The sequence below is a fragment of the Ornatilinea apprima genome, from assembly GCF_001306115.1.
Lineage (GTDB): Bacteria > Chloroflexota > Anaerolineae > Anaerolineales > Anaerolineaceae > Ornatilinea > Ornatilinea apprima.
In genome coordinates this window covers 128,631-154,091 of sequence record NZ_LGCL01000023.1, presented here as the reverse complement: position 1 = coordinate 154,091, position 25,461 = coordinate 128,631, and the positions used below count along the sequence as shown (strand labels likewise).

The window sequence follows — 25,461 nt, the reverse complement described above, 5'->3', positions numbered from 1 at the left end:
GACTGCAGCGGTACTTAAGCTTGTTTGGAAGATAAGGGGATGGAGAAATAAACAGTTGTACCCTTGCCAAAATCGCTGCTAATGGACATCTCTCCGCCATGTAATTCGATGAGTTGTTTAGAGATTGAAAGCCCCAGCCCGGTGCCATAATCTTCACGATTATTCGATTTGTTTACCCGGAAAAACGCATCAAACACTTTTTCAATATCTTCTTCAAGAATCCCAATCCCCGTATCTTTTACAAACACCCAGGCCATTGAATCAACTATTTTTGTAGATATGGTTACCCCGCCTGTACTGGTGTATTTCAACGCGTTGGAGAGTAAATTCAAAATTACCTGCTTTAAGCGAACGGCATCGCCGTGCACATACTTTATGTTCGAGGTTAAATCTGTTTCAAGGTACAGACCTTTAGACTTATAGGTACTCTCAGAAATTAACACCACCTCGTGGATAATTGAGTTCAAATCAACGACGTCAAGTTCAATTTCATATTTTTTGTTTTCAAGGGAAGCCATATCCAAAATGTCATCAATCAAAGCTTTTAGGTGCTGGCTATTTTGAAATATGCACTCGATGTCCCCACGCAGATCAGGCGTCCAATTGACCTCACCATAACTTTCTGGCGAATTGATCATCGTCTCGCTGAAGCCAATAATAAAATTCAGGGGAGTGCGTAATTCATGGCTGACGTTTTGAACGAAGTTTTGTTTAACCCTACGGGCTTGTTCAGCGTCATCACGAGCCTGGATCAATGAGATATTGGTTGCCGATAGATACCGTTTGTAATCTTTTAAATTGTTGACCAATTTCTCAAGTTTCACTTCATTGTCTCGAATAATCTGCTCGTTGTTTAATGCCGTCAGATATCGATTGTGGTACCAGATCAGGTTCGAATGGAGCTGACTGAGAATAAATTCCAGAAGAACTGAGGCCGAAATCAAGAGAAATACCGGAAATATGAACTTGTCAAAAAAATTCCAGGTCTGGTAATGAAGGTAAAAAAGAACAACAGAGGCAGCAATCACCAATCCGATATACATGACGGATTGTTTTAGTTCCAAGAGAGATATTGCAAACAGAACAGGGATGATGAAAATGAACAAATAATGCGGGTCAAAGTGCACTGTCAGGAGAACAAAAATCGCGATCCCTTCGGCAAGACAAAGAATCCAACTGGCTGCAGCCGGAGATCGCTCTTTATAATACAGGGCAGACAAGAAACCAATTGAGTTTAAACCAAACACGATCCATACCGGTGTATCAAGAGAACTGACGATGATTTCGTCTGAGTTGACTCCGACATGGAGGGACCATATTCCGGCGTATGCAAGCACTACACCTAATATAAAGGTAAAGCCAAGGCAGTATTTCAGCGATTCGCTGCGAAATGTATTCACCGGCAGGTCATTTTTGAAGATTTGTTTCTTTTTTGCACAAATTAAACCTCTGGTTATATGAAATTGTAATCTTTCGAGCAATACGCCGCGTACATTGCGGCGCCAATCACACCGGCCTGGTTGCGATAGAAAGCAGGGGCCAGAACTGCGCGTTTTGTTTGCAAGAATGAGCGATACATCTCAAAATCCGCGCTGATACCGCCGCCAAGCAGTATATGATCGGGAGAGAGGATAATTTCAATTTGTGTGATCACTTCCTGTAATCGTGATGCCCATTCCTGCATGGAAAGATTCTCGCGATGTTTTACCGAAGCAGCGGCATATTGTTCAGCCATCATTCCTTTAACTTGGATCATCCCCAATTCCGAATTCGGCAGCAATTTTCCATCAACGAAAATTCCAGATCCGATACCAGAGCCAAGTGTCAGAACGATCGTTACTCCTTTTCGCAATTCTGGTGCAGCTGGGTTATACAGCTCTGCAAATCCGGCTGAATCCGCGTCATTGATAGCAAAATGTGGAACATTCTTATTCTGAAGAAATTGGTCCACCTTTTGCCAAATTTGGTTAAACTGTATTTCCAAATCCATTATGCCATCCTGCCAAACAACACTCGGAAACCCGACCCCAACGCCTTTATATTTTTCGGCTGATTGGACTAGATACATGAGGGCTTCGGTATATTTTTCTGTTTTGGATGCTTGTGAAGGCAGCATCATATCAAAACCGATTGTTTCGACCTTTGCACCTAATTTTACTTCACCAAATTTTATCGATGAGCAACCAATATCAATTCCAAAGTAATTCATACTGCCCCTTTGTGCTTAGTGAGTGCCGGGAGGAAAAAAGAAGGCATATATAGCCCCTAATTCGGGGTGAATATCTTCCAGGTTTACATCAGGGTTTAATCCCTTGTTCAGAGCAAGGTAGTATAAAAGGTATTGCGCAGCCACTACCGCGGGAAACATGCCAAACAACCGGGCATTATCCATTTTGGGGATGGAGATGGTGTGCGCTTTCTCGGGCCACCCTGCACCCATTTGATCGGTGATGACGACTAAATTCACGCTGGAGAACACAATGCCCTCTGCAATGCGGACTGCTTTTTTCAGCGTTCTCTCGTCGGTTTGCAACAGAATCACGGTGAGGTCATCTTTAAAGCAGGCGCTTGGCCCATGGGTAAATTCTTCTAATCCAAAACTGGTGGCGCTTTCTCCCAATACTTCCATTATTTTTAACCGGATTTCATCTGCATTGGCTTTTTGCGCGCCGAAACCCGTGACAATATACCGGGTTTGCGTAGCTGGCAAGTCACTTGCGATTATCTTCGCATCTGTTTGCCAAATGTCCGAATTATCTCGGATGGCGTCAATTGCTTTTGAAATTTGTGAGATGAAGAGATTGATCTCGGATTCGCCCCGGGTGAAAACACCTGCCAACATGCCTAATAGTGCTGTGCTGAGATAAGTGCGGGTTTTCCCAAGTGGGATTTCATGTAAAAATGGATCGGTCATTGCGAGGTGCGCAGATTTGGCAAGCCGTGATTCAGGGTTCGCGGAAATGCCAACCGTGAAAGCACCCAACTCTTTTGATTTTTCCAATGATAAGCAGGTGGTGATTGATTGCCCTGATTCACTAATGGCAATAACCATTGTGTTTTCATCTATACCAGGAGGTGTATCCAATTCAAAGTCGTATGCATCATAGGCAATTGCGGGTATCTTCAAAAGATTTTGCAGAAAATAAGCAGCAGCCTGGCAGGCATTATACGAAGTGCCACAACCAATGGTCATGAATTTTGAAGGTTTTACTTGAGAGGTTGCAGCTTTAATTTGTCTTTGTAACTCGTCTGAAATACAAGCTTGCAGGCAATCGGGAATGTCCCCAATGGCGTCTGCCATGTAGAAGGGATGTTGATTTCGCAAGATACCAGATGGAAATTTTCTTTTCAATTGCTCTAAATTCATGGCCGGTCCAAGTACACCTTTCCGATGAGATTATTTATCACTATACTTGATTCCTAAGGAGAATTTTGCCAGCCATTTGCCAAACCATCGCCAACAACTCATAAGATAAATACGGGATGGTTATTATTCAACAGTTTTTATGAGGTTTAGTTCTTGTAACGTATTAATAAGTTCCAACCGGTTAATCGGTTTGCGGATATACCCCGCTGCATTAACAGCTTGAGAGAGTTCGGGCTCAAACAATACTGAGCAAATAATGACCGGAATTTTTGAAGTATCTGGATTTGACTTTAGATTTTTTATCATTTGCCAGCCGTCCATCTTCGGCATCAAAATATCCAGCAAAATAAAATCTGGTTTCACCAGCTGGATCAAATTCAGGGCATGATTATAATTGTCGGCTCCAAAAACTTGAATTCCAAATGATCCAAGCATCCTTTCAATCAACCTGCGGACCGATTCGACATCATCAATCACAAGACAACTTGAATGTTTCTTCACGGGAAAAATAATAGAGACAACCGTTAAGCCGTTGCTCTCGACAATGTTGTTGCGTAATCCCTGGATGGAAAAGAACAACTGCGCAATGCTCCATTGGTTCAAGGAGCACATGTTCGTGGAATTGAAAGTGAATTCTAATTCATGAAAAAAATCGTTTAATTTGCGAGTTTTAATTTGGGACTCAAGACTATCCATGCAGTCACTCATGATCGAAAAGATCTTATACAGCCCTTGCTTGGTCAGCACCTGGTCAACCACGACATTCAAATTTACATCCACATCCCTCATGTCCACACTATGGTGGAATTCAGCCCCTAGCTGTGATTTGCATAGCTGAAGCGCCTGTTCAAGAATTTGGGATAAATTGATGAGGTCAAGGGAAATTTCCCAGTTCTTAAGCTCCTCTTTGATCAATTCCTGTTCGTAGTTTTCAAGTTCTTCTTCTGATTTGCCATCTGGTTGGGTTAGGTCCTGGTTTTGGGTCATAAACCGGTCCCAAAGGATTGAAATCAAGGCATCCAAGCCCTTCTTAAGGTCACGTTGAACCTGTCTTTGACTTAACCCTAATTCTTCTTCAATGAAATGCCATTCTTTTAATTGGAAATATCGCAGCGTTAAAATTCTTTGACACCGCCACTCGGCGGCATTAGTTGGAGTTCCTTCAGGTGGCTGTAAAAAATTGACACATTCCTGAAATGTGTCGCGCAGGGTCTGCATCCGCACAGTAAGGGGGGCGTCTTCTCCATTGTAGAATAAGTTGATTAAATTACGGTTTTCCAGGTAAGCAGGATCGGATAAATGATTCAGGATATCTTTAACATTATTTTGAAATTCATGTCTATCCATTGTCACCTTCTGTTTTGAATATCTTTGACTAATAAACTGTAAGGCAATCCATTAAGCTAATGCAAAGGCCAGCCTGTAATCAATTGTAAACTTATCTGGATATTCATTTTACCAATCGAAACCAAAAAGGCAATTGCTTGGCAATAATTTGGCGCAAGAAAGAGTGTAATTTGTACTAATCTGTTATTGAGACTTTTTCATGAAACTGAACAGTCGATTCTGCAATCCTTCAATTATGCTTGTTTGGAGGTGTGAATAACAAAAAAAATCTAAAAGACAATCCTTGGCGTTCATCCATTCTTGGCGAAAGTTGAATTGTATGGAGGAGAAAATAATGAAGAAGAGTTTTCGAGTGTTGATCAGTGTGCTCGTGATGGGTGCATTCTTGCTTTCAGCGTGCGCACCCAAAGCATTGCCAACCGAAGAGCCAGCATCAGAACCACCGGCGGCGCAAGCCGAAGCTGCATCAGAAGCAGAGCCTGCAAGCAGCACTGGCGAACAGAACGTCACCCTTGAATTTTGGACGTTCTCAGATTATGCATCTGATGTCGGCGGCGATTTGATGAAAACCTTCATTGCTGAATTCGAAGCGGCTCATCCTGGCGTAAAGATTAACATGACTGGCAAAGGCGGCGATGAATTGAATACTGGCATTGTAACCAGTGCTGCCAGTGGCACCATTCCTGACGTCTACATGGGTACAACGAGCCAGGGTGCGCTGTTCACCAGCATTAACGCTATGGAAAATGTTTATGATAATTGGATGGCTATGCCGGAAGAATACAGAAGCCAGTTCAATGAAGAAATGATTAAGGAAGTCATGCCTGGCGATAATGAAATGTATGCTTTGCCATTTACGGGGTATTCTACTTTCTTATATCGCAACCTGACTGTCTTAAGAGCTGCCGGAATTGATCCCGATGAACCCATCGAGACATGGGATGAATGGCTTGCCCAGATGGAGCAGATCTACAATGCCGGTTACCTTGGTATGGGCTCCTTCTATAACGATTGGTGGGATTTCACCAATATTTACAGCGGCGCCGCCACCCCCGAGGAGTGGGGTATCGATTTCCAAAATGAGACCACGCTTATCAATCCTGAAAAATATATTCAGACCGTAGAATTTTTGGAAGCTGCCAAGCCGTATGGGACTGAAAATGGCGATCAGGATCAGGCCACCACGGATCTCTTCCTCAGCAATAAATTAGCTTTCATTGTAACCGGCCCGTGGATGGATCCCACTTTCAAAGCGGCAAAAGAGAATGGCAGCCTGGATTATGACTATGTTCTCATCCCTGGCGCAACACCCGATAATAAGGGTGGCGTTCGCGGCACCGAGTTTATCGGTTTCTCGCCCAACAGCGAAAACTTTGACCTGGCCTGGGAGTTTGCCACCTATATCTGCGACGAACCCCAATTACTGCGGTGGGGTGAGACTTTGGGACGATTCAATTCGAACAATGCTGCAATTGCCAAAGTAACAAATCCGTTGTTATCAATCACCTACGATGCTGCGGTTTCCTCTTTATTCGAACGTCCGCCGCATTTCACCGAGGCATACCCTGGTAACTACTACCAGGTATTGCAAGACAACCTTGCTCAAATCACCACCGGCGTTTTCACCCCTGAAGAAGGCGCAGCAGACCTGATCGAGCAGTTGAATGACACCATTGTTAATCGGTAATTACTGAGTTCGAAAACCCAACACATGAGGTGCGGAGTTTTACTCCGCACCTCAAAACAAAAAACTATCAGGAGAATCAAATTAATGAAATACTGGCTTAGAAAGACATATAAGCATTATTTGATGCTTCTCCCTTTCTTCATATTCTTTTCCATTTTCTTTTTATATCCGATTTTGAAGGGCTTAAATACCAGTTTTTATAAATGGGATAGCGTAAACCCGGCAGTCTTTGTTGGATTTCAAAATTATATACACCTGCTCAAATCTCGGGATTTCATTATCTCATTCACCAATATTCTTAAATATGTATCTATCACCGTGCCACTTGGAATTACGGTTGCTTTTGCTCTGGCGTTATTTGTAAACAGCCTTACCGGACCAGTAGCCAACTTCTTCCGTAGTGCTTATTTCGTGCCAACGATGATGCCCTTGTTTCTTGCCGCATCTGTTTGGCGCTGGATGTATGCTCCTGAGGTTGGCATTATCAATACAGCCATACAGGCATTGGGACTTGAATCGGTAAATTGGTTAAAAGACCCATCGGTAATGATCTATGCGCTGATTGTTGTGGATGTTTGGCGGTCTGCGGGTTGGAACATGGTTATTTTGCTGGCCGGGTTGAAGAATATTCCTAATGATTATTACGATGCAGCAAAAGTGGATGGCGCCAATCAATGGCAAGAATTGATCTATATCACAATTCCTTTGCTCGAATCGGTATTGTTCTTCGTGATTGCTCAAGGTTTTATTTTTGCCCTGCAGGTTTTTGATGCTCCCTGGTTATTGACTTTGTCAACCACTCAAGGCTATGGCGGCCGCTTGAAAGCGCTTTTGTTCCCTGTAATGGATATGTTTGGACGCGCTTTTGGCGTGTACAAATTTGGCGAGGCCTCCGCTTATGGTTTTCTGCTAACGGTTCTGATCATGATGATTACGGCTATCTTATTCTTACTTCGCCGCAAAGACTAATGGAGCTCTACAATGAACCTTTTTAGATATCTACGGAAACATTTCAATATTGGCGAAATGCTCAAATGGATTTTGGCTGTCAATTTTATGGTCATGGCATTGTTTCCCATTTGGTGGATGTTCAATATTGTCTTCAGCGAACCCGGAATTCCCATTGCCATTAATCCGCGTTTGTACCCCAGTTCTTTTACTGCCGGAATTGAAAATATCAAACAGGTTCTCTCTGAAGCCAATGTTCTGGCAGCTTATGCGCACTCACTAGAATATTCTTTCTTGACTATGCTTGGGTCTTTGCTGCTGACTTCAATGGCTGCTTTTGAATTCGCACTTTTTGATTTTCCCGGCAAGAAAATCTTGTTTGGCATTGTTCTGGTTGCCTTAATGATCCCTACTGCAGTGACCCTTGTTCCGACTTATTTGCTGGTTGCGAATTTTGGATGGGTGAATAAAATGCAAGGTCTGGTTGTGCCTGGTTTAGCATCCGCTTTTGGGTTGTTCATGCTGACACAGTTTTTTAAAGATATTCCGAGAGAACTGATGGATGCGGCTCTTATCGATGGTGATAACCATTTCGGAGTTTATTGGCACATTGTGCTTCCGCTTTCGCGGAATGCGTTAGCGACCATGGCCATTCTTACCTTTATGACTACCTGGGGTAACTACGTTTGGCCAATGGTGATTGCCAAGAACAATGACATCATCACGGTGAGCCAGATGATTAATTGGTATAACGATCCCAACTCCTTCATGACGGTTAATCTCATGATGACCGCATTCTTCCTTGCGGCACTCTTACCCATTGTTGTTTATGTGATTTTCCAACGCCAAATTATCCAGGGCATTTCAATTACTGGATTAAAAGGTTAATTCCACCACAACCGGTTCAATTTTGCTTATAAGGAGAAAATATTAATGTTCAAGATTAAACAAAGCCTGGATGCTGTGAATTATGGAGCCTATTTTTACAGTGGAAATCCGTTGACAATGGAGCAAGTGGTAGATCGGGCTGCCAGGTTTGGCTATGAAGCTGTTGACCTTTGGCCGCACCGCCCGATGAGCTTTCCGCCAGATTTGAGTTTGGAAGCACGGAAAAACCTTCTTAGCTATGCAAACGATAAGGGAATTAAGTTTGCGGCAGTGGATGCTTGCACGAACTTTATGCGGTCAGATCATGTATTGGTGCCGCACACCGAAAAGGAATTGCTGTACGTTCGCTCTTGTTGCGAACTTGCAAGAGACATGGATTGTAAAGTTGTTCGCATTTTACCTGCCTTTATCGGGTATTTTTGGCAAGATTATTGGGACAAGGGTTATTGCCAAACGGCAATGCATTCAAGGACATTAGAAGTATCTACCCAAGATGATTATTTACGGGAATGGGAATCAGTACGCGCTGGGATTATCGAGTCAGGGAACATTGCCAAAGAATTTGGGGTTACACTTGCGGTCCAGGGCCATCCGCCTGTGGTTAATTGTGTCCAAGATTTGATTGACCTTGTAGACGAAGTGGACATGGAGAATGTAAAAATCGGGCTGGATTTACCGCTGTTTGATCATCAGGAGTCTGAATATATTATAAAAATTGTTAAGAGTATTGGGAAAAGGATGGTGCATTCTCATACCCTGGGAGTGAAACTTAAGCACGGTCCCAGCGGGGTCGTCTATGCCAGCGAGGAGGTTATTCCGGGTGATGGCATTGAGAATTGGCTGCCTTTCTTTAAGGCGTGCAAAGAGATTGGCTATGAAGGATATTTTGCCTATGAACAGTGCGCGCCTTTCTTAATGCCTGGCCATAAGAAACCCACCGTTGAAGAATTTGACCGCCGCCAGCAGGTGGGATTTGAATTTATCAAGTCATTTGAAGAGAAAATATAATCGGTAAATTTGCATCGGAAGTTGCTTCAAAATCCATTCAAGGCGAATATATCACCTTGAATGGATTTATTAATGCTTTTAGAAGTTGGGGATGGAACGTCGACTCCCAAAAAACTGCAAGCTATGCGGCTGGAGAAAGTTGCTGGTTGCCCGTGCAGCCCCTCCATACAATGATGAAAAGTTCAACCATCAAGAAGAAAGGTTTGACTTACTTGGTGAAAGTTCAGCATAAACCCAATGGTTGTGCATGAACAAGTACCGCATTGAATATTTGCCAAAGAATCGACAATCCATCCGGGCCGTGTTGTAAAAATCCAATACAGTAGCCTTACTGTAAATAATCTCTCAAGATGGTGTGCAGCAATCCGCCGTTGCGGTAATAGCGCAGTTCATTGCGCGTGTCGATGCGGGCGATGACGGTGAACTGGACATGGCTTCCATCCGGGCGGGCAGCGCGTACCTGCACTTCCTGTCCCAGCTCCAGGCGCTCCGTTAGATCTTCAATCTCGTACGTTTCGCTGCCGTCCAGCCCCAGGCTGTGCGCGTTTTCCCCTTGTTTGAACTGCAGGGGCAGCACGCCCATGCCGATCAGGTTGGAGCGGTGAATGCGCTCGTACGATTCAGCGATGACCGCCTTAATTCCTAACAGCATAGTACCTTTCGCCGCCCAATCGCGGCTGGAGCCGGTGCCGTATTCTTTGCCAGCCAGCACCAGCAGCGCGGTCCCTTCTGATTGATAGCGCATAGCCGTTTCGTATAGGCTTGATATCTCGCCGCTTGGCAGGTGCATGGCGTAACCGCCTTCGGTTCCGGGCACCATCAAATTCTTCAGGCGTATGTTGCCAAAGGTGCCGCGGGTCATCACCCGGTCGTTGCCGCGCCGCGAGCCATACGAGTTAAAGTCGGTACCATCCACCCCCAGGCTCTGCAGGTATTTCCCCGCCGGGCTTTGTGAGGGGATGGAACCGGCCGGGGAGATATGGTCTGTGGTGATCGAATCGCCCAGCAGCGCCAGCACGCGCGCATTTTTAATCGGCGCGGCCATATTTCCGCTGCGGGTCAGGTTTTCAAAGTAAGGCGGCTCCTGGATATAGGTGGATGCTTCATCCCAGGTGTAGATTTTGCCGTTGCCTGCGCCCAGTGCATTCCAGGCTTCATTGCCGGCGAACACTTCTGCGTAGCGCTGGCGGAAGAGTTCCGGCGTTACGCTGGCGTCAATCAACTGGTAGATCTCTTCTGGTGTGGGCCAAAGATCTTTCAGATAGACCGGCCTGCCGTCGCTACCAGCACCGATGGCTTCACTGTCAAAATCAATGTCCATCCGGCCGGCCAGTGCGTAGGCGACCACCAGCGGGGGGGAGGCCAGGTAATTGGCCAGCGTGTGCGGGCTGACCCGTCCTTCAAAATTGCGGTTGCCCGAAAGCACTGCCGCCGCTACCAGGTGATTGTCTTTAATCACCCTGACCACATCTTCGGGCAGGGGGCCGCTGTTGCCAATGCAGGTGGTACAGCCATAGCCAACCACGGTAAAACCGAGTGCTTCCAGACCATCCATCAGCCCGGCCTTCACCAGATAGTCGGTGACCACACGCGAGCCGGGCGCCAGGCTGGTTTTTACATACGGCTTGACGCGCAGCCCCCGAGCGACGGCCTTGCGCGCCAGCAAACCTGCCCCCAGCATCACAAAGGGGTTGGAGGTATTGGTGCAGGAGGTGATGGCAGCCAGCACAACCGCGCCGTGACGCAGCTCAAAATCCTCGCCCTGCATGGAAAGGGTGGCTTTGCTCTCAAGCTCTTGCGAATCCAGGCCGTAGCCGCGTTCCGCTTTGGGTTTTTGTAACGACGCGTAGAAATTGGTTTTCACCTCCCGCAATGTGACCCGGTCTTGCGGGCGTTTGGGCCCGGCCAGGCTGGGTTCCACGGAATTCAAGTCCAGCTCAATGACCTCGCTGTACTGCGGGTCGGGAGCGCCGTTCTCGCGGAACAGTCCCTGCGCCTTAAAGTAGGCTTCCACCAGCTCCACCTGCGCTTCAGCGCGCCCCGTAAGGCGCAGATAGGCCAGGGTCAGCTCGTCCACCGGGAAGTAGCTCATGGTTGCCCCGTATTCGGGGGTCATGTTGGCAATCATCGCCCGGTCGGCCAGGCTGAGCGCGTCCAGGCCGGGGCCAAAGTACTCAATAAACTTGCCCACCACGCCCTTCTTGCGCAGGATCTGCGTGATGGTCAGGGTCAGGTCGGTGGGCGTGGCCCCAGCGGGCAGTTTTCCGCTGAGTTTGAAGCCGATCACATCCGGCGTCACCATCTCGATGGGCTGTCCGAGCATGGCGGCCACGGCTTCAATGCCGCCCACACCCCAGCCTGCCACACCGAGACCATTAATCATCGTGGTGTGTGAGTCGGTGCCAACGATGGTGTCTGGGTAGGCCAGCGTCTCCGCGCCGTGTGCTTTGGTCAGCACCACGGGGGTCAGGTATTCCAGGTTTACCTGGTGGATAATGCCCGTCGCCGGCGGCACCACACGCAGGTTGTCGAAAGCGTTTTGCCCCCAATGCAGGAATTCATAGCGTTCGCGGTTGCGCTTGAATTCCAGCTCGGCGTTGATGGCCGCGGCGTTTTCGACGCCGTACGCGTCCACTTGCACTGAATGGTCAATGACCACATCCACCGGCACCACCGGGTTGATTTTCATGGGATTGCCACCCATGCGCTGCAGCGCCGAGCGCATCGCCGCAAGGTCCACCAGCACCGGCACGCCGGTGAAATCTTGCATCACCACCCGCCCCGGGCTGAAGGGCATCACTGGCCGTTCGGCAGCGGTTGGCGTCCACTGCGCCAGGTTGACCACATCTTCGCGGGTGATTTCGCGGCCGTTGCAGGCGCGCAGCGCGCCTTCCAGCATCACGCGGATGGAGAAGGGCAGGCTCGCCAGCTTTGCCAGGCCCTGCTCTTCCAGAAATCCCAGGCGGTAATAGACGTAGCTGCCGGAAGGAGTGGTTAAGGTCGTTTTTGCGGAAGAAAAATCTTGGTTCATCAGTACCTCTTTTTCACAAAATGCAAGCGGCTTAACGCATGTGCTGGATGATCGCGGTGGCAAACTCCGAAGTGGAGAGGCGCACCGCGCCGTCCATCAGGCGCTCAAAATCGAAGGTAACCGTCTTGGCGGTCAGCGCGCCTTCGATGCCTTTCACGACCAGCCCGGCGGCTTCGCGCCAGCCTAAATAACGCAGCATCATTTCCCCGGAGAGCAGCAGCGAGCAGGGATTGGCCATATCTTTATCAGCAAAGAGTGGCGCGGTGCCGTGCGTGGCTTCGAACACGGCCACTCCGCTGTCATAATTGATATTGGCTCCCGGCGCGATGCCCACGCCGCCCACCTGAGCGGCCAGGCCGTCGGAGAGATAATCGCCGTTCAGGTTCATCGTGGCAATCACATCAAAGTCGCGCGGGCGGGTGATGGTGGCCTCAAAAACAATATCAGCGATCATGTCGTTGACATACAGCTTGCCATCGCTCAACGCTCGCTGCATTTCGGCGTTGGCGGCCTCTTCGCCGGCCTGTTTCCTGGTCTGCTCCCAGGCGCGCTGCGTATAGACCCGCCCCCCAAATTCGCTTTCCGCCAAGTCGTAGCCCCAGGCGCGGAAAGAGCCTTCGGTGAACTTCATGATATTACCTTTATGCGCCAGGGTTACCCGCCGGCGCTGGTTCTCCAGCGCCCAGCGAATGGCCGCCCGCACCAGGCGTTGGCTGCCTTCTTTCGAGATGGGTTTGATGCCCACGCTGGAACTGCCCGGGAAGCGAATTTTGGCGTATTCGGCCGGAAAATGTTCTTTCAACAGCGTCAGAAAGCGTTCATTCTCCTCGCTGCCGGACTGAAACTCAATGCCGGTGTAAATGTCTTCGGTGTTTTCGCGGAAGACCACCATGTCCACGTCTTGCGGATTCTTGACCGGCGAGGGCACGCCCTGATAATAGCGCACCGGCCGCTGGCAGACGAACAAATCCAATTCTTTGCGCAGGGTTACATTCAACGAGCGCATTCCGCCGCCCACCGGTGTGGTCAGGGGGCCTTTGATGCCAATTTTGTAGGTCTTAAAGGCCTCCAGCGTCTCTAGCGGCAGCCAGGCTTGCATTAACTGATTGGCTTTTTCTCCAGCCAGCACTTCCATCCAGCCCAGCTTACGCTGCTTGCCGTAGGCGACTTCCACCGCGGCGTCCATCACCCGCCGCGCGGCGCGCCAGATGTCGCGGCCAATACCGTCTCCTTCAATAAAGGGGATGATGGGGTAATCGGGAACCAGCAATTGATCACCGGGTTTGGTGACCGGCTGGGCATCGAAAGGGGGGCTGAAAAAGGGTTGGGACATGGTCTATCTCCTGTGGGCGCGGCCTTTGCCGCGTTAAGGCATTCCGTTCTTTACCGGCTCGCAAAAGTATCCGTTGAATCGGCGGGCAAGCGAAGCCTTGAATTGAAAAATATCTTACCAAATTGGAAAATCAAAGTCAACTATTTTGGGACGCCGTCCCATTAAACGAGACATCAATTACCTGTCCAGACATCTCTTGACAGATTACTCGTTTTTAGAGAAAATATTCCTGTCAGGGTGCCATCCCTGCGCCATTCCTGCTTCTCTTTGAGGCAAACCTGTTGGGACACAATCTGTCCAGCAAAAAAGAGCCCGCCTGGCTCTTTTTTGTTGGGGTGTGTTCTGTTTTGGTGATTTTGCGCGCCTCAATTGCTGCTGAAAGGGACCGGTTGTTCGGGAGCGCGGGTTGGCACAATCCGGCAAAAGCAGGGATCGGCTGCGCCCAACAACCCATCCGCGAACGTTGACGCGCTGGTTGGGGGAGCAGAAATTTGCTTAAATGGTTTCTGTAACGTTGCTGAACATTCTCCCTACACCACCACCAAAGATAAAAACAACAGCGATGACCAAAACAGCCACGATGACCAGGATGAGCGCGTATTCCAATAGACCTTGTGCTTGTTCTTGCGGAGCGAATAACATATGAATCCCTCCTGAAAACAATAGATTTGTAAAGATTGTAGCATACACGGCATAGACAGAAAATATACATTTTTATCCCAGAGTCGAAATGGTTGGCAGAATATTTGTCCGCAGCCTTGTCAGGGAGCCGTCATCTCTTAAAGATTTATTAACAATAATCGCTTGACAAATGCCCTGTGATTGGTTAAAGTAGTTACATTATGAGCGAAATCGTTTTGCGAGTTAAGCAGCTGAAGCATAAGCATATCTGCACTCTATCGGGAGGTGCGGCTTTTCTTGCTTAAGCATTCAGACGATTGAAGCTTGATAGCAGATGTAAAGCGAAGGCCTTCCGGTGGGGAAGGCCTTTTTTCGTACTACTTCCCACCCACGTTGAAAAATCGGAAAAGGCTGTCCTGTACCCGGCGGAAACCCTCCGTTGTGCGAAGTGTTGTTTGTTTTTAGATGTCTAGACAATAATTGGCTGCCCAATCAGAAGCTGGACCCTCCACTTCTGAAAAACAAAAAACTTGATGAAAACAGGAGATAGAAGGATGAATAGAAATCGATTTTTTATTTTGTTGATGGTTGTTTTTGCGCTGGTTCTGGCGGGGTGCGCCTCAGCTCCCTCAGCAGACGCAGCCGGTGCGGCGGATCCGGAAGGTTGTTTGGGGTCGGCTGAAGAGGCCCTGGTTGATCTCGAGTGCCGTGAGATCACCATTGCCGTTGAAAACGCTTATCTGCCGTTTAACTACATTTCCAGCGAAACCGGCGAGCCGGGCGGTTGGGACTATGATACCTGGAATGAGATCTGCACCCGCCTGCACTGCACACCGGTCTTCACCGAAGTGGCCTGGGACGCCATGATCCAGTCCGTCGCGGATGGCCAGTATGACGTAGCTGCCGATGGCATCACCATCACCGACGAGCGCGCCGAAATTGTGGATTTCTCTGAAGGTTACATCAACATTGTCCAGCGCCTGCTGGTTCGCCAGGGTGAAACCCGCTTTGCCAGCATTGAGGACTTTGTGGCCAATCCCGAGTTGGTGCTTGGCACTCAGGCCAGTACCACCAACTATGAGACCGCGCTCACCTACATGTCTGCTGACCGCATCCAGGCATTCGAGCAATTCCCCTTTGCTGTGCAAGCTCTGATCGCCGGTGATGTGGATGCCGTCATCATCGATGAGGTGGTGGGCATGGGCTACCTGGGCGAGAACAAAGAAGCGCTTGAGCTGATCGGCCCCAATATCAGCAGCGACCAGCTTGGTTTTGTCTTCCCTAAAGGTAGCGACCTGGTAGACCCGGTCAACCAAGCGATCCAGTCTATGAAAGATGACGGCTTCCTCAACGAAGTCAACGTCAAATTCTTTGGCCCCGATTTCACCATCACCTACGACGACATCGTTACTGAGTAATTTTTTCCAATCATCTTGAGGGGCGGTTGCCCGACCGCCCCTCGAGAAAAGGAGTTATTGTGGCCTATAAAACGACAGCAGTTGATTTACCTGGCATCGAAGACCAGATTCAGAAAGAGCAGCGTAAGTTCAATTACCGGGATTTTCCCTGGTGGTTTCCCGCGATGGTATTAATTGCCATTATCACGACCTATACCATCATCACGCGAGAAAACTACACCGAGGCGTTCAACTTTATCAAGGTGGGGCTGGGAGTTACCGTCCAGACCACTTTTTGGGCGTTCTTACTGGCTCTTCTGTTTGGTCTGCTGGCCGGCCTGGCGCGGATTTCTCACAACGTTGTGCTGAAAAACCTGGCCACCCTATACGTTGAGCTGGTGCGCGGCATTCCCATGCTGGTTCTAATTTTCTTCATCGCCCTGGTTGGTGTTCCTGCCCTGGTCAATGGAATGAATGCGCTTGGCAACTGGATCACCTCCATTGGTCTACAAGCAGTTGCCACCCCCTTCCTCCTGGTTCAAAACAAAGATGTCTCCATGAACCTGCGCGCGATCATCGCTCTTTCGGTTACCTACGGAGCGTTTCTGGCCGAAATCTTCCGCGCTGGCATTCAGTCTATTGGCAAGGGTCAAATGGAAGCAGCCCGTTCGCAGGGCATGTCTTACCCCCAAGCCATGCGCTTTGTGATCTTACCCCAGGCCATTCGCAATGTTCTGCCGGCTCTGGGAAACGATTTTGTATCCATGTTGAAAGATTCATCGTTGGTTTCGGTGTTGGCTGTGCGCGACATCACCCAGGTGGCGCGCTTGTATGCCGGCCATTCGTTTCGTTATCAAGAAGCTTATATTACCCTGGCGGTTATGTACCTGACCATGACCGTTGCACTTTCACTTCTGGTTAAACTGATTGAAAGGCGGATCCGTAAAGATGAACACTAGTACCGATTCAATTATCTCCATGAATAATGTTTACAAACACTTTGGCCCGGTCAAAGCGTTGAATGGCGTCAGCCTGGAAATTAATCGCGGAAAAGTGGTGGTGATCATTGGCCCCAGCGGTTCGGGGAAATCGACTTTGCTACGCTGCATCAACCATCTGGAGGTCGAATCTTCGGGCGAGATTTTTGTGGATGGCGCGCGCGTCAACGGCAATCAAAAACATCTCAATTCGGTTCGCTCACAGATTGGCATGGTTTTTCAGCACTTCAATTTGTATCCGCACCTGACCGTGCTGGAAAATGTAACCCTGGCTTTGCGTGTGGTCAAGAAAGCCCCGCGCAAAGAGGCTGAGGTGATTGCCATGAAACAACTGGAACGGGTGGGCATTGCCGAAAAAGCGCATAACTTTCCCACCCAGCTTTCTGGCGGCCAGCAGCAGCGTGTGGCAATTGCCCGCGCGCTGGCCATGAACCCCAAAATTATGCTCTTTGACGAGCCAACCAGCGCTCTGGACCCGGAAATGATCAAAGAGGTGCTGGATGTGATGCTCGACCTGGCGAAAGAGGGCATCACCATGGTGGTGGTTACGCATGAGATGGGCTTTGCCCGCGCCGCCGCTGATGAGGTGATCTTCATGGATCAGGGCATCATCATTGAGCACACCACACCACATGACCTCTTCAACAATCCCCGGCACGACCGCACCCGCCTGTTCCTTTCGCAGATCTTGCACAAATAAGGAGCGGGTTGGTGATGCCCATCTCGCCGATTTGTTTAACGGATTTTAACAGAGAGGTACTTGACATTCAGCCCCGCAGGTTTGTATAATAATTTCATTGAAAATAACGGGACGATGTCCCATATAGCGGGACATTTTTTCCCAATCGAGTAGCCCATGCAAACGATAGAGCGGGTCAACGCTATTTTAGATTGTTTCACCCTCGAACGCCCTGAATTGGGTGTGCGTGAAGCCGCGCGCCTGATTGGTCTATCTACCAGCACCACCGGGCGCATGCTGGCTGCCATGAAAGAACTCGGAATACTCACCCAAAATCCTACCACCCATACGTACGCGCTGGGTGGTAAGGTTTTAAAGTGGGCGGGTGTCTACAGCGAAACGCTGGACGTTCGCGCCCGCTCGATGCCCATGTTGGAAGAACTGCATCGCTCAACCCAGGAGACGATCAGCCTGTATGTCATGGAAGGCAACGAGCGGGTTTGCGTGGAGCGCCTGGAAAGCCCGCAGAATGTGCGCATTGTTGCCCGGGTGGGCCGCCGCCTTCCTCTGTATGCCGGTTCGGCTGGCAAGGTGTTCCTGGCCTTTTTACCCGAGGCGCGCCGCGATGAGATCATCCGCCATACCGACTTCAAGCCGCTCACTTCCAATACCATCGTGGATGAGCACGCTCTCCGCGATGAGCTGACAAAAATCCGACGTCAGGGGTATTCCCTCAGCCGCGGCGAGTGGCTGTCAGACGCGGCGGGTGTGGCCGCCCCAATTTTTGACCAGAGTGGGTTAATTGTTGCTGCCGTTACCATATCAGGCCCGGCGCAGCGCTTTACCGAAGAAAAGGTGAACCAGTATATTCCCGAAATCCTGCATGTCGGGGAGCAAATCTCGCGCTATCTTGGTTATTTAGGACGCTACTGAGGAGTAGGGGAGATGGGTTTACACCTGGTTATGCTTCGAGAGAATCGTTCAAGCCGCACTGGCGACTGTGATTGCAGTTCACTCCCTGGATTTGCTTTTTTGAACCCGCAGCACCAGCAGCAGCAACCTATCCAGCCCCCGGCTGGTTAACTGGGTTTGGTCATTCGTTCGGGTACATCCCTGGACGGGTAACCGCCCAGGGATGTTTTTTATGGTTTCGATACCATGCGATTGGATTGTGTCAGGAGGATAAGATGATCTTTGAAGATAGTGTTTCGGTAACAACACCCACCTGGCGAAAAGACGCCTCGTTGATTGAGAGAATGGCCGCCATCATCCCGGCTCATCGCGCCCGCGTTACCAAATTGGTGCGCAGTCACGGCAGTTTTGTGGTTGATCAGGTAACCATTGATCGCCTCTACGGCGGTTTGCGCGGCATGACCGTTCTGGTGTCGGAAATCTCCAAAGTGGATCCACAGTATGGCATCCGTTTGCGCGGCTACACCATTCAAGAAGTGCTGGATCTGCTGCCAAAAGCGCCGGGCACCGAATATCCACTGGCTGGCGGGCTGTATTACCTGCTGTTGATGGGTGAAATGCCCACCCTTGAAGACGCGTTGATGGTTGAGAATGAGTGGAAAGCGCGCAGCCATGTTCCCGATTATGTGTTCAATGTGCTGAAGTCGCTCCCCGCCGACACGCATCCCATGACGATGTTCTCGCAGGCGATCCTTTCCATGCAGCACGAATCTGTCTTCGCGCGGCGCTATAACGAAGATCTGCAAAAAGTGGACTATTGGGAAGCCGCTCTCGAAGATTCGCTCAACCTGACGGCCAAACTGCCCACCATCGCCGCCTTCATTTATAACTTGCGCTACCGCGATGGACAGTTCATCAGCCCTGATCCCAATTTGGATTGGAGCGCGAATTTCGGTCACATGATTGGCAAGGGCAAAGACAGCGATTACCTGGAACTCTGCCGCCTTTTCTTTGTGCTGCACTCCGATCATGAAGGCGCCAATGTCAGCGCTCACACGGCTCACCTGGTGGGTTCCACCCTCTCGGATATTTATTACTCCTGCTCGGCGGGCATTAATGGTCTGGCAGGTCCGCTGCATGGCCTGGCCAATCAAAAATGCCTGCGCTGGCTGTTGAGCGTGCGCGAAAGTTTTGAGAGTTTTCCTACCCGCGATCAGCTTGAAAAATTTGCCTCAGATACCCTCAACGCCGGTAAAGTCATTCCAGGGTATGGGCACGCAGTGCTGCGGACAGTGGACCCACGCTTCACTGCCCAATTGAAATTTGCTGATAAATATCTTCCCCAAGACGAGCTTTTCAAACTGGTCAAACTCGTTTACGAGGTGGTGCCAGATGTCCTGCAAAAAACGGGCAAGGTGAAAAACCCGTGGCCGAACGTGGACGCGATTAACGGCACATTGCAGTATCATTACGGGGTCAAAGAATTTGAATTCTACACCGTATTGTTCGGTGTGGGGCGCATCATGGGTATTACTGCCAACAACGTCTGGGCGCGCGCTTTGGGCCTGCCCATTGAACGCCCGGTTTCACTCACCACCGGGAACCTGGAGGAGTTAACTGCGGGCATAAGCAGCCAGATATAGTGATCCTGTGCCTTAAGGTTGCGGTACAATTGTCATGGTCAACAGGGAGATGAATATGGAAAATGGATCTTATCAGATCTATGAAGGCAAGGTCATCATCCGCGTGCGCGATCGCATTTGCGAAAAGCAAGAGGAATTGATTACCAGCAACCTTTTCAGGGTCATTTTGAAACAGTATATCTCAGAGCTTGCCCAGAAAAAGTCCAAACTGCTGAAGATATTCAAGCACGAAGCGGTTACCGAGCAGGACATTAATCTGCTGATTGAAACCCTGCAGCTCTTGGTGAAACTGCCAGGCAAATATGTGCCCAGCGTGGTGGAAGGCTCTGAAAAATTCTTTGAGAATCCAGCTCTCTTCAATGATTTCATTGAGAAGTTCTATAACCATTGGCGGCGGTTGCACCGCCTGATCATTGTCGATTCACGGGAAGCCGACCGTTACGACAAGCGACCTTACCGCACCTTTAACAGCACTGTTGAAACGCTAATGCATCTGATTCGCAGTACGTACCGGGACATTCAAGAGAATATCACCGGAAAATACCCGCGCATTTACCGCCAGGTCAGCGCCGGCGCGGAAGTTGCCGCGATTGCCCTGCCGAAAAAAATTGACTACCCCGAATTGTACGAAAAACTCAACCAGATTTCGGTGATCACGCAGGCGCTTATCTACCCCCCAATGATCTTCAACTCGCCCATGAATAAGCGCAAGGGAATGTTTGAGCAGGTTTGCCAGAACCCGATTGAAAATGTGATCATCAATCCCCAGGAGTGGTTGTGCTATCCGGCAAAAGTCGGCCCGCTGCTCATCATGGTTTATTTCAACGTGCGCTTTTTTGAGCTGGGTTTTTCGCTGTGCAACCTGTTTGAACTGGCCGATGAAAGCGAACTGCGCACGCATAAGCCTGACGCGGTTTTTCTCTACGGTGTTCCTGATACGGTTCTTCCTTCACCGGGAAATTCAGAGACCATCTTCTATGACGATGTGGAGAATGACCTGCTCGCGGCTACCATTCCCTGCCGCGATGAATTTGCCTATTTTGGCTACTTAAAAAAGATGATCTTAACCCTTCACAACATCATCATGATGAAACGCGGTTTCATGCCATTCCACGGCGCGTTGGTGAATATGACCCTTCGTGACGCGGGTGAGTTCAATGTTCTATTGATTGGCGACAGCGGCGCGGGCAAGTCTGAATCCCTGGAAGCACTGCGCGTCATGGCGCGGGATGAGGTGGAAGATATTGTCATCGTGGCTGACGATATGGGCTCTCTGAAAATCTCACCCGATGGGAGCGTATTGGGTTACGGAACAGAAATTGGCGCGTTTGTGCGCCTGGATGATCTGCAGCCCGGTTACGCCCTGGGGCAAATTGACCGCGCCATCATTATGAACGCCAACCAGGTCAACGCTCGCGTGGTTTTGCCGGTAACCAGGTTTGAAGATGTGATGTATGGCTTTCCGGTAGATTTTGTGCTTTATGCCAACAACTACGAAGCAGTGGACGAAGATCATCCCACCATTGACCGCTTTTCAACTCCCGAAGAGGCTCTGAATGTGTTTCGGGAAGGCGCGGTAATGAGCAAAGGCACCACCACAACCACCGGCCTTACCCACAGCTATTTTGCCAATATCTTTGGCCCGCCGCAGTACCGCGAGGTGCATGAAGAGCTGGTAAAAAACTATTTTGCGGCGATGTTCAAAAAAGATGTGTTTGTTGGCCAGATGCGCACTTGCCTGGGCATCTCTGGCATGGAACTGGACGGCCCTCAATTGGCTGCCAGCGAGCTGTTGTCTTTGTTGAAGAATTACCGAAAGTAGGATTGAAATTCGGCAAAAAATCACCCGCCGCGAATCGATCCTTCGGGGCGGGTCTTCTTATTAAAGGAAAGCAGTTTTCCCTGGTTATTCTCGCGATTGGGGCAGGGCGATGGTAAAGATGCTTCCTTTTCCAAATTCGCTGGTCACGGAAACAGAACCTCCGTGCAGTTCGGCCAGCTTTTTCACCAGCGCCAGCCCCAACCCAGTCCCTTCGTAGCGGCGTGCCAGGCTGCTGTCCAACTGCTCGAAAGGCTCAAACAGTTTATTTATATCCTCAGCTTTCATCCCGATGCCGTTGTCTTCTACCCGGAAGCAGATCTCATCCTTCAGCGTATCTTGCCAGACGGATAACGTTACCCGGCCACCGGATGGGGTAAACTTTACGGCGTTGCCTAACAGATTGACCAGCATTTGTTTGATGCGCCGCCCATCTCCGCGCAGGCGCAGAGCGGGATCTTGCAGATGAAATTCCATTTCAATGCCTTTTTTATTGGCCGACTCTTTGACAAAGTTTATGCTGGCCTGACCAATTTCGTTGACCGAGTATTCATCGATTGCCAGTTTCATTTTGCGCGATTCGATCTTCGAGAGGTCGAGAATGTCATTGATCAGCGACAGCAGATGGCGGCCGCTGAGCTCAATATTTTTAATCGAACGGCGCTGTACCTCATTCACGGGTCCTTGCGTTTCTTCATTCAGGGTTTCAGCCAGCGCCAGAATATTATTCAATGGTGTGCGCAGCTCATGGCTCATGTTTGCCAGAAATTCGTCTTTGGCCCGGTTGGCGCGCGCCAGTTCGGTGTTGGCAAAGCGCAGTGTCTCTTCGCTTTGCTGGCGCAGGGCTTCCACCTTTTTGCGTGAAGTAATATCGCGCATCACATTTTGAATGAGAATGATTTTCCCTTCCGCATCATGGATCGGTGATAGGTTGATTTCCACATGAACGGGGTTGCCTGATTGATCCAGGCATAGGTGCTCATGTAAAGGCATTTCTTCACCGTTGGCTGACTTTCGCAAATGCTCCAGGGCTTTTTGTCGCTCTTCTTCCACAAGAAATTCCTCATATGTCATCAACTTAATTTCTTCGGTTGAATAGCCCAACAAACCGGTCATTTTTTCATTGGCCCGCCAGATTCGCCCATTGGGATACAACAAAAAAATGGCATCATTTGAATTTTCAAACAATGTTCGATACAGGTTCTCCCGGCGGCGCAGCTCGTGCTCTTGTTCTTTTTGGGCGGTGATGTCGTAGTTGGTGCCCACCACACGCAGGGGTTGGTCGTTCTCATCCAGAAGCGTAACCGCGTTGGCGGTGATGAAGTGGATGGATTGATCTGGCCATAGGATGCGAAAGGTGCTCTTATAAGGGGTTCGCTGCTCAATACACTGTAATAACTGGGCAACTACTCCGCTGTCATCGGGGTGGATCATCTCTTTCCATTTTTCAAGCCGGCTGATAAATCCGACGGGCGGTAGTCCATAGATGGCCGCCATCTGGTCATCCCAAAGCATTTCTCCGGTGCTGAGATTCCAATCCCAAATGCCGATCCCCGCTGCTTGGGTGGCTAATTCCAGGCGCTGGCGGATGGATTCGATTTCCGCTGTGCGCTGCTTTACCTTGTCTTCCAACACCAACTCAATTTCCTTGCGCTCGGTGATGTCCACCGCGCTGACCAATGCCAGCACGGCTTTGCCATCCGGGCCAAAAACCGGTTGAATGCTGGTGCGAAACCAGCGCGGCTTGCCCGCAATCGGACTCATTGACTCTCGAATCATGCCTTCCCCGGATTCAATGACCTTGCGCACGCTGCCAAGCTGGCGGTCTGCCACCTCTTTGGGAAAGAGATCGTAAACGCTAACCCCCACCAGGTCCGCGGGGCTGGGGTTAAATTCAATCAGGGCTTGTTGATTTGCGAAATGGTATTTACCTTCTGAGTCAATGGTAAAGATCGCCGATTCCTGGCTTTCTACCAGGCTGCGATATTTCTCTTCACTGGCACGTAACGCCTCTTCCACGTTCTTTCGGTCGCTGATATCTTTGCAAAAGGCCATAAAGCGGTTTTCTGCAATTTTTACCGCGCTCACGGTAGACCAGACGGTGCCACCATCTTTCTTATTCAGGCGAATGTCATCTTGGGAAGAGCCAGTCTGTAATACTTTTAAGAAATGCTGCTGGCCTTTTTGCATATCGTCTGCATACACCAGATCAGGGATGTTCAAAGACAGAAATTCATCCCTTGAATAGCCGAACATTTGGCAGGCTGTCTGGTTCACATCCAGGTATTTTCCGGTTTCATCGACGATTAAAATGGCAACCGGAGCGTGCTCAACATACGAGCGAAACCGCTCCTCGCTTTCCGCCAGAGCCTGCTCCGCCTTGACGCGCTGGTCGATATCAAAAATCAATCCTTCCAGGGCGATGATTTCTCCTTCTGGTGATTTCACCGCGCGTCCTTGCTCCCAAACCCATTTTTCTACCCCATTTTTAGTTACAATCCGATAGTTTAGCTGGAATGGTTCATCTTTCGAAATTTGGGCTTGAATAGAATCCCAGACCATCCCTTGATCAAGCGAATGAATGAGGCTTGCATAGCTTTGAATGCGGTTGCCCAGCAGCTCTTCAGGCCGGTATCCCGTTATTTGCAGGCAGCCGTCACTCACAAACTCCATGGTCCAGTTCTCATCATTGCGGCAGCGGTAAGCCATTCCAGGCAGGTTGCTCAGCAGCGTTAGCTGCTGGCGCTGGCTTTCTTCCAACTGCGTTTGAATACGCTTTTTTTCGGTGATGTCTTCTGAAATGGTGGCGAACAACCCCTTTTCCGGCGAAAAAACAGACACATCGAAAACCTTTTGCATGGGCGAAAAGGCCGTTTCGAAGTGATAAGGTTCTCCAGTCTCGGCCACCTTGGCGAATATATCCAGATACGGAGCTTCTTCTGTTCCATATACCTCTGAGGCCGGCTTGCCAATCACCTGATCATAAGCCAGGCCGGTGACTTGGGTATACGCGGTATTGCAGTAGATGATCTCGTAGTTCGTGGGATTCCCCGCTTCATCATAGATCACTTTGTGCAGGGCAACCATCTCCATCATCGATTCGTACAGGGCACGAAGTTCTCTTTCGCTGCGCTGTAAGCCAGTTTCCGCCTGTTTGCGGCTGGTGATATCTTCAAAGGTGGTGAAAACGTGCTGAACGGTTTTTTTGCCGGGCGAACGCTGCGGAATAGCGTTAATGTTGATCCAACGACTCTCTCCCAGCAGCGGGCTGTAGATCTCCATGACCACGTTTTCCACCCTTTTTCCCGTTTTCAAGGCCACCCATGCAGGGTATTCCTGCTCTGGAAAGGGCGTGCCGTCTTCACGGGTGGCTTTCCAGGCCGGGTCCAAGGGCGCTGTCCTCCGGAGTTGATCGCTGGTTAGCCCCAGAATCGATTCGGCAGCGGAGTTGGCATACAGAACATGGCCGTCTGCCCCTTGAAACACCACCCCCTGTGCCATCTGGTCAAACAAGAAACGGAACAGATGGCAATTTTCGTGTTCAGAAAGCCGTTGTTGCAAGTCTGCTATTTCTTTTTGCTGGCTGTGCAATTTAGCCTGCAATTCTACGGTCAAATCGCGTAAAGTTTGCAGTTCCTGGCTGCTTTCGGGGGATTGATCTTTGGGCATGCTGCCTCCAGATAGGGTTGAAAGGTTGTTCCCAACCGCTTGCGGCACAAAAAGGTGTAGGAACCGGAATCAGTCTTGATCCGATTATAGCAAAAGACAACAGGTTGATTGGTG

At 49.6% G+C, this 25,461-nt stretch carries 18 protein-coding genes; 10 read left to right on the top strand and 8 right to left on the bottom strand.

The window, feature by feature from the left end:
* Positions 1–14: 14 nt before the first annotated feature.
* From ADN00_RS09595 to ADN00_RS09580, 4 genes are all read right to left on the bottom strand, one after another.
* The gene (locus ADN00_RS09595; protein WP_152966316.1) at positions 15–1,481 is read right to left on the bottom strand and encodes a sensor histidine kinase; all 1,467 of its coding nucleotides are present in this window, start codon (positions 1,479–1,481) and stop codon (positions 15–17) included.
* Complete coding sequence (locus tag ADN00_RS09590) at positions 1,454–2,209, bottom strand: ROK family protein (protein ID WP_075062747.1); 756 nt, start codon at positions 2,207–2,209, stop codon at positions 1,454–1,456. The genes ADN00_RS09595 and ADN00_RS09590 overlap by 28 nt, the downstream gene beginning before the upstream one ends.
* Positions 2,210–2,224: 15 nt before the next feature.
* Positions 2,225–3,367, bottom strand: coding sequence for an SIS domain-containing protein (locus tag ADN00_RS09585; RefSeq protein WP_075062746.1), 1,143 nt, complete (start codon positions 3,365–3,367; stop codon positions 2,225–2,227).
* Positions 3,368–3,490: 123 nt separating this feature from the next.
* On the bottom strand, positions 3,491–4,714 hold the full coding sequence (locus ADN00_RS09580) for a response regulator (protein WP_075062745.1): 1,224 nt from the start codon (positions 4,712–4,714) through the stop codon (positions 3,491–3,493).
* A 334-nt stretch (positions 4,715–5,048) separates the two neighbouring features.
* Between ADN00_RS09580 and ADN00_RS09575 the strand changes: the two genes are divergently transcribed.
* The 4 genes from ADN00_RS09575 to ADN00_RS09560 all read left to right on the top strand — a co-directional run bounded on the left by ADN00_RS09575 (position 5,049) and on the right by ADN00_RS09560 (position 9,245).
* The gene (locus ADN00_RS09575) at positions 5,049–6,401 is read left to right on the top strand and encodes an ABC transporter substrate-binding protein (RefSeq protein WP_160317507.1); all 1,353 of its coding nucleotides are present in this window, start codon (positions 5,049–5,051) and stop codon (positions 6,399–6,401) included.
* Positions 6,402–6,485: 84 nt separating this feature from the next.
* On the top strand, positions 6,486–7,370 hold the full coding sequence (locus ADN00_RS09570; RefSeq protein ID WP_075062744.1) for a carbohydrate ABC transporter permease: 885 nt from the start codon (positions 6,486–6,488) through the stop codon (positions 7,368–7,370).
* Between the two features lie 12 nt (positions 7,371–7,382).
* A complete protein-coding gene (locus ADN00_RS09565; RefSeq protein ID WP_075062743.1) occupies positions 7,383–8,237 on the top strand; it encodes a carbohydrate ABC transporter permease in 855 nt (284 codons plus the stop codon).
* 45 nt (positions 8,238–8,282) lie between these two features.
* A complete protein-coding gene (locus tag ADN00_RS09560; RefSeq protein ID WP_075062742.1) occupies positions 8,283–9,245 on the top strand; it encodes a sugar phosphate isomerase/epimerase family protein in 963 nt (320 codons plus the stop codon).
* 328 nt (positions 9,246–9,573) lie between these two features.
* Here ADN00_RS09560 and acnA read toward each other — a convergent pair whose 3' ends face one another.
* The 3 genes from acnA to ADN00_RS09540 form a co-directional block, all read right to left on the bottom strand.
* Positions 9,574–12,276 (bottom strand): aconitate hydratase AcnA, encoded by a 2,703-nt coding sequence (gene acnA / locus ADN00_RS09555; protein WP_075062741.1) that lies wholly within the window; start codon positions 12,274–12,276, stop codon positions 9,574–9,576.
* A gap of 31 nt (positions 12,277–12,307) precedes the next feature.
* Entirely contained in the window at positions 12,308–13,609 is a 1,302-nt protein-coding gene (icd, locus tag ADN00_RS09550) for an NADP-dependent isocitrate dehydrogenase (protein WP_075062740.1), read from the bottom strand.
* Between the two features lie 495 nt (positions 13,610–14,104).
* Complete coding sequence (locus ADN00_RS09540; RefSeq protein ID WP_075062738.1) at positions 14,105–14,251, bottom strand: pilus assembly protein; 147 nt, start codon at positions 14,249–14,251, stop codon at positions 14,105–14,107.
* 533 nt (positions 14,252–14,784) lie between these two features.
* Between ADN00_RS09540 and ADN00_RS09535 the strand changes: the two genes are divergently transcribed.
* The 6 genes from ADN00_RS09535 (at position 14,785) to ADN00_RS09510 (ending at position 21,681) form a co-directional block, all read left to right on the top strand.
* Positions 14,785–15,648 carry a substrate-binding periplasmic protein gene (locus ADN00_RS09535; protein WP_082390025.1) on the top strand — a complete coding sequence of 288 codons (864 nt, stop codon included), beginning with the start codon at positions 14,785–14,787 and terminating at the stop codon, positions 15,646–15,648.
* 59 nt (positions 15,649–15,707) lie between these two features.
* On the top strand, positions 15,708–16,586 hold the full coding sequence (locus ADN00_RS09530; protein ID WP_236691499.1) for an amino acid ABC transporter permease: 879 nt from the start codon (positions 15,708–15,710) through the stop codon (positions 16,584–16,586).
* 10 nt (positions 16,587–16,596) lie between these two features.
* A complete protein-coding gene (locus ADN00_RS09525; protein WP_075062777.1) occupies positions 16,597–17,325 on the top strand; it encodes an amino acid ABC transporter ATP-binding protein in 729 nt (242 codons plus the stop codon).
* Positions 17,326–17,481: 156 nt separating this feature from the next.
* Positions 17,482–18,237 (top strand): IclR family transcriptional regulator, encoded by a 756-nt coding sequence (locus ADN00_RS09520; protein ID WP_075062737.1) that lies wholly within the window; start codon positions 17,482–17,484, stop codon positions 18,235–18,237.
* 254 nt (positions 18,238–18,491) lie between these two features.
* A complete protein-coding gene (locus ADN00_RS09515; RefSeq protein ID WP_082390024.1) occupies positions 18,492–19,859 on the top strand; it encodes a citrate (Si)-synthase in 1,368 nt (455 codons plus the stop codon).
* A gap of 55 nt (positions 19,860–19,914) precedes the next feature.
* A complete protein-coding gene (locus ADN00_RS09510; RefSeq protein WP_075062736.1) occupies positions 19,915–21,681 on the top strand; it encodes an FtsE family protein in 1,767 nt (588 codons plus the stop codon).
* An 84-nt stretch (positions 21,682–21,765) separates the two neighbouring features.
* On the opposite strand, the gene ADN00_RS09505 is transcribed toward ADN00_RS09510, so the two are convergent.
* On the bottom strand, positions 21,766–25,347 hold the full coding sequence (locus tag ADN00_RS09505) for a PAS domain S-box protein (RefSeq protein ID WP_075062735.1): 3,582 nt from the start codon (positions 25,345–25,347) through the stop codon (positions 21,766–21,768).
* Positions 25,348–25,461: the final 114 nt, after the last annotated feature.

Bases quoted from the DNA above. Each gene is read 5' to 3' on its own strand.
- ADN00_RS09510 (WP_075062736.1), top strand. From the start codon at position 19,915: ATGGAAAATGGATCTTATCAGATCTATGAAGGCAAGGTCATCATCCGC.
- ADN00_RS09575 (WP_160317507.1), top strand. From the start codon at position 5,049: ATGAAGAAGAGTTTTCGAGTGTTGATCAGTGTGCTCGTGATGGGTGCA.
- ADN00_RS09570 (WP_075062744.1), top strand. From the start codon at position 6,486: ATGAAATACTGGCTTAGAAAGACATATAAGCATTATTTGATGCTTCTC.
- ADN00_RS09515 (WP_082390024.1), top strand. From the start codon at position 18,492: ATGATCTTTGAAGATAGTGTTTCGGTAACAACACCCACCTGGCGAAAA.
- ADN00_RS09565 (WP_075062743.1), top strand. From the start codon at position 7,383: ATGAACCTTTTTAGATATCTACGGAAACATTTCAATATTGGCGAAATG.
- ADN00_RS09505 (WP_075062735.1), bottom strand. From the start codon at position 25,347: ATGCCCAAAGATCAATCCCCCGAAAGCAGCCAGGAACTGCAAACTTTA.
- ADN00_RS09540 (WP_075062738.1), bottom strand. From the start codon at position 14,251: ATGTTATTCGCTCCGCAAGAACAAGCACAAGGTCTATTGGAATACGCG.
- icd (WP_075062740.1), bottom strand. From the start codon at position 13,609: ATGTCCCAACCCTTTTTCAGCCCCCCTTTCGATGCCCAGCCGGTCACC.
- ADN00_RS09535 (WP_082390025.1), top strand. From the start codon at position 14,785: ATGAATAGAAATCGATTTTTTATTTTGTTGATGGTTGTTTTTGCGCTG.
- ADN00_RS09585 (WP_075062746.1), bottom strand. From the start codon at position 3,367: ATGAATTTAGAGCAATTGAAAAGAAAATTTCCATCTGGTATCTTGCGA.
- ADN00_RS09580 (WP_075062745.1), bottom strand. From the start codon at position 4,714: ATGGATAGACATGAATTTCAAAATAATGTTAAAGATATCCTGAATCAT.
- ADN00_RS09560 (WP_075062742.1), top strand. From the start codon at position 8,283: ATGTTCAAGATTAAACAAAGCCTGGATGCTGTGAATTATGGAGCCTAT.
- ADN00_RS09520 (WP_075062737.1), top strand. From the start codon at position 17,482: ATGCAAACGATAGAGCGGGTCAACGCTATTTTAGATTGTTTCACCCTC.
- acnA (WP_075062741.1), bottom strand. From the start codon at position 12,276: ATGAACCAAGATTTTTCTTCCGCAAAAACGACCTTAACCACTCCTTCC.
- ADN00_RS09590 (WP_075062747.1), bottom strand. From the start codon at position 2,209: ATGAATTACTTTGGAATTGATATTGGTTGCTCATCGATAAAATTTGGT.